Origin of the sequence: Hassallia byssoidea VB512170 (assembly GCF_000817785.2) — a bacterium.
Taxonomy (GTDB): Bacteria; Cyanobacteriota; Cyanobacteriia; order Cyanobacteriales; family Nostocaceae; genus Hassallia; species Hassallia carrinoi.
In genome coordinates, this window is sequence record NZ_JTCM02000194.1 from 1 (window position 1) to 5,155 (window position 5,155).

A 5,155-nucleotide genomic window follows, 5' to 3' on the forward strand; every position below is an offset into this window, starting at 1 on the left:
TTTATAACCTCAGTCTGGTTGATTATTTGACTGACGCGCACAAGTTGCTTTATACTTTCTTTCAAACTATAATCTTTTCATGGTTCGGTCGCCTTTTGGAGTCCGCTTTGTTTCGCTCGCTCAACCGGCACTTATTCAATATAGCGAGTCTAGAATTTCTTGTCAACTGTTTTCTCAAAGTTTTTTTGAGATTTTTTTGTAGTCGCCTCAAATGTAGTCAGAGCATACAGTTTAAGCCACAATAAATTAGGCACGCTTAGGTCGAGGAATAGTAAAACGTGAATTTTCAGTCGGTAATAGCTGTATTGCATAAATTCTGGAGCGATCGCGGTTGTCTGATTGCCCAGCCATATGACATTGAGAAGGGAGCAGGCACTAAAAACCCGCATACTTTTTTACGAGCGTTGGGACCAGAACCTTGGGCTGTGGCTTATGTTGAACCTTGTCGTCGTCCCACTGATGGACGTTATGGTGAAAATCCCAATCGCTTTCAACACTATTATCAGTTCCAAGTTCTAATTAAACCTTCACCAGATAATATCCAAGAAATTTATCTCGATTCCCTCAGAGCGTTAGGGATTCGTCCAGAAGACCACGATATCCGGTTTGTGGAGGATAATTGGGAAGATGCGACCGTAGGTGCTTGGGGTACTGGTTGGGAAGTTTGGTTAGATGGAATGGAAGTTACCCAGTTTACTTACTTCCAGCAGTGTGGAGGAATTGATTGCCGTCCTGTTTCCATTGAAATTACATACGGTTTGGAACGACTGACGATGTACCTCCAACAAGTGGAGGCATTCACTAAGATTCGTTGGACAGACAATATTAATTATGGTGATGTTCACCTCCAAGGAGAGATTGAGCAATGTGTTTACAATTTTGAAGCCTCTAATCCTGAGATGCTGCTGACACTATTTAATATGTATGAGCAGGAAGCTCAACAATTAACCGAGCGAGGACTAGTGTTACCCAGCCTAGATTATGTGATGAAGTGTTCGCACACGTTCAATTTGTTAGATGCAAGAGGCGTAATTTCAGTTACGGAGCGAACTCGCTACATTGCAAGGATTCGGCATTTAGCGCGGAGGATAGCGCAGCTTTATGTGGAACAACGGGAGAAACTGGGTTTTCCACTGCTGAACAAGGCAACAGTTTGATTAGTGTTAGGGATATACAATACAACAAATGAAGAAGATAAGGAGTTTTCTACCTTATCTTTTTTTGTCTTTTCACTCTTTGCACAATGATGAATTTTGAACAACTACAAATTGGCGACTATTTTCGGATACCTGGGATGAATCCCAGATGTGTATACAGAAAGGCTAGCAGTTCACATTGCACTTTGGCGGCAGCATTACAACCTATTCGACATCAAACAAAAGTGATACGGCTTACTTCCACAGAAGTTGCTGATTATTTTACTGATTATTTTTCAGCAAAGCTCGATTTCCTCCAAAGCCTACGACAATAAAAGCTTGACAAGCTACTTTGCTTAATTTGAAAGAGTATGCTTTCTTGATAAACAGTGAGAAGGCTATGAAATACAAATGGTGAATTTAACAGAAGTTCTAGAACCGATCGCCGCAGAATTTCGCTCTCTAGGAATCCCTGAATCGATTGTACGTTGGGGACATCCAGCAATGATGGCGATCGCTGTTTTTGTCATGGGTAGTTTTGTGGGATTGGCTGGTTTAAGAGGACGAGTTGTTGAAGATAAAGATGCGGCGATCGCGCAGTCGCAGCGATCGTCGTAAACTAGCGCCGTGGATGTTTTTATTTATGGCACTCGGTTATACAGGTGGAGTGTTGTCTTTGGTAATGCAGCATCAACCAATTTTAGAAAGCCCTCATTTTTATAGCAAGTGGTTAAAGGCAATATTCTTTGAAGCGATACTCCTTAAAAGTCACTTCGTGAACGCATCCAATGTAGAGAGTACAGTAATTTTAGTCAGAGGTGGGATTAAAAGTTAACCTCGGCTTGGTTAAAGAAAGGTGGGTTAATTTTGGCGGGTCGATGTTATAGCATAACAGACCGATGTTATAAGATAACAGACCGATGTTATAGCATAACAGACCGATGTTATAAGATAACAGACCGATGTTATAGCATAACGGACCGATGTTATAGCATAACGGACCGATGCATTAGACATCTACAGAAAACATCTACAGACGTTACACAGGTTCAGTTGTGCTATTACTTTTATTGATTAACGGTGCAATTTCTCTGAGTGGCTTTGGGGGAAATAAAGCAGCGTTACGGACGGTTCACGCTTATGTGGGTAGTACGGCACTTTGTATACTGTTTGTACATGCTGTATTGGGGTTCAAGTTGGATATGACTTTGTAATGCAGCTATTGCAAAAGATGCTAAATGCCCTCAAACTAAAGTCTGGGGCGTTGTGCGTACAAAGCAGGCACACGCAAGCTAAATACAATGTTTTGTAGCCGCGACTTTAATCGTCGGGTAATGAGTGCAAAATGATTCAGGCAAGTGGTGTAGTTATTTGTCTTGGCTACATTCTAGGGTTGCTGTTTACAGCAGTTCCTTTCGGTGGAGTTTGGGTGCTGATTTTGGGAATAGTGGGAGCGGTTTTTTTGAGAAGACGCCGCATTACTTTGACAAAAGCACTACAGAAAACTAAGGCTGCACCACCTAATTGGCAAACTAATCCCAAACCAATTATATGGATAGTTGCTGGCTTGGTTGGGTTGTTTGCAAGCTTGTATTTTCAATGGCGCCTACCCCAACCCGAAAAAAATGACATTAGTCTGTTTGTTCCACCAGGAAATAATAATAATCAAGAGCAACTTGCGATCGTTCGCGGGGAGGTGGCAAGTACACCCCGCTTGACTCGCAGTCAACGGGGACAATTTTGGTTGCAAGTAAAGGCTCTTGATGAGGTAAAAAAAGAAAGTAACTCAGTCGGTATGAGTAAAGGCGCAACAGGTAAGTTGTATGTGACTGTGCCTTTACTTCAAGCTACTGGGTTAAATCCTGGTGAACAAGTTGCAATCACTGGGGTTTTATATAAACCAAAAGCAGCGTCAAATCCTGGTAGTTTCGACTTTCAAAAGTTTTTGAGGCAGGAAGGGGCTTTTGCTGGTTTGATTGGAAAGCAGATAAATATTTTAGAAGAAGAACGTAAATGGGGATGGTGGAAAATCGGGGAGCGAATTGTGCGATCGCAAGTTCGTTGGTTAGGTATTCCCGAAGGTCCGCTTGTCAGTGCTATGGTTTTGGGTAGCAAAGCTGTTGATTTGCCTTACGAGATTCGCGATTTGTTTGTGCAAGCAGGGTTAGCTCATGCTTTGGCTGCTTCAGGATTTCAAACTTCTTTAATATTGGGTGTGGTGCTGGGGTTGACAAGGCGTACCAGACGTGTAACGCAATTTATTGTTGGCTCGTTTGCCTTAATTCTTTTCTTAAGTTTAACTGGTTTCCAGCCTGCGGTACTCAGAGCGGTAATTATGGGATTTGCCGCGTTAATTGGTTTGGCATTAAGGCGAAAGGTGATGCAGTTAGGATCGCTACTGCTAGCGGCAACGCTGTTGTTGCTGTTTAATCCTTTGTGGATTTGGGATTTAGGGTTTCAGTTAAGTTTTTTAGCAACGTTGGGATTGATTGTGACAGTACCACCGTTAACTCAACGCTTGAATTGGTTGCCTCCGGCGATCGCATCTTTGATTGCTGTTCCTCTGGCGGCGACGATTTGGACTTTACCACTACTGATACACATGTTTAGTGTGGTAACAGTTTACAGTTTTCCGCTAAATATCCTTGCCACCCCATTTATTTCTGTAATTAGTATCGGTGGAATGATCAGCGCTTTGGCAAGCTTAATTTTTCCTGAGGCTGGGAGCGCTTTGGCAAGTTATTTGTATCACCCAACACATCTACTCATTCGTTTAGTAGAATTTTTTGCTCAATTACCAGGAAATTCTATTGCTGTTGGCACGATATCTATTTGGCAGTTGCTGGCAATTTATGCTCTGATTATATCGGTTTGGTTAATGCGTTGGTGGCAGCAGCGTTGGTGGTTTGCAAGTGTCATTGCGGTTGCTTTGGTGTTGATACCAGTTTGGCATTCTGCAAGTAGTTTATTTAAGATTACGGTGCTAGCGGCTGATACAGAGCCAGTTTTGGTAATTCAAAACCAAGGAAGGGTAACGCTGATTAATAGTGGAGATGAAGGTACGGGACGCTACACAATTTTACCATTTTTGCAACAGCAAGGTGTGAATCAAATTGATTGGGCGATCGCTCTTCATTTCCAAAGCGATGATACCAGTGGTTGGTTAGAGGTGCTGCAACGTTTGCCGATTAAAGTTTTCTCTGATTATTCTGCTACCCCAGACAATATATTGGCAAGTCAGGCTATCCAAAAGGAACTGCCAAAAAGTAAGGGAATTTATCAACCTTTGTCACTCGGTCAAACTGTGAATACTGGTTCGGCAGTCGTGCAGTTAATCAATGACCAATTACCTGTGTTGCAAATGCAAATTCAAAATCAAAGTTGGTTGTTGGTGGGTAATCTCAAGCCTGACGAACTGCGTCAAGTTCTGAAAAATAAAGCTTTGCCTCATCCGCAAGTGCTTTGGTGCGCTACTGAGTCTTTGAAAGATTTGGTTTTGGCGCTGCAACCACAGATAGCGATCGCACCTAACGCTGACCTTGACCCGAAAATTTTCTCCGAATTGAGTCAAAGCCAAACGAAGCTGTTTTTTACTGGGCGAGATGGAGCGATTCAATGGACTGCGAAAGGTGAGTTTGAGGCGTTTATTCAAGCTACGGAAAATAGAGCTTCGGTCTTGTGAAAATTTATCAGTTCGTGATAGTGTAATTATTATAGGCTTAATATGTCTTGTGGAGAGGTGTCCGAGTGGTTGATGGTGACGCACTCGAAATGCGTTTTAGGGAAACCTAACGGGGGTTCGAATCCCCCCCTCTCCGTTGAAAGTTTAGATTAATTTGTCGCCAATCAAATTTGGCAATACCCTTGCATTGTGATTGCATCGGCTTGTTATGTTAATGCATCGGGTTGCATTGTTAATGCGTCGGGTTGCATTGTTAATGCATCGGGTTGCATTGTTAATGCATCGGGTTGCATTGTTAATGCATCGGGTTGCATTGTTAATGCATCGGGTTGCATTG

Annotated in this window: 3 protein-coding genes, 1 tRNA gene and 1 pseudogene; all 5 read left to right on the plus strand. The window is 42.5% G+C overall.

The window, feature by feature from the left end; genetic code table 11:
* The first annotated feature begins 278 nt into the window (after window positions 1-278).
* The 5 genes and pseudogenes from glyQ (at window position 279) to PI95_RS34445 (ending at window position 4,954) form a co-directional block, all read left to right on the plus strand.
* On the plus strand, window positions 279-1,157 hold the full coding sequence (gene glyQ / locus PI95_RS34425; protein WP_039747299.1) for a glycine--tRNA ligase subunit alpha: 879 nt from the start codon (window positions 279-281) through the stop codon (window positions 1,155-1,157).
* A gap of 390 nt (window positions 1,158-1,547) precedes the next feature.
* Window positions 1,548-1,860 (plus strand): annotated as a pseudogene (locus PI95_RS34430) (DUF4079 domain-containing protein); the annotation flags it as partial.
* A gap of 304 nt (window positions 1,861-2,164) precedes the next feature.
* A complete protein-coding gene (locus PI95_RS34435; protein ID WP_163519463.1) occupies window positions 2,165-2,350 on the plus strand; it encodes a DUF4079 family protein in 186 nt (61 codons plus the stop codon).
* A 131-nt stretch (window positions 2,351-2,481) separates the two neighbouring features.
* The gene (locus PI95_RS34440) at window positions 2,482-4,818 is read left to right on the plus strand and encodes a ComEC/Rec2 family competence protein (RefSeq protein ID WP_039747300.1); all 2,337 of its coding nucleotides are present in this window, start codon (window positions 2,482-2,484) and stop codon (window positions 4,816-4,818) included.
* Between the two features lie 51 nt (window positions 4,819-4,869).
* Window positions 4,870-4,954: transfer RNA gene (locus tag PI95_RS34445), tRNA-Ser, on the plus strand.
* The last annotated feature ends 201 nt before the right edge of the window (window positions 4,955-5,155 follow it).

Excerpts from the sequence above, each read along its gene's own strand:
- PI95_RS34440 (WP_039747300.1), top strand. The coding sequence starts at position 2,482 with ATGATTCAGGCAAGTGGTGTAGTTATTTGTCTTGGCTACATTCTAGGG.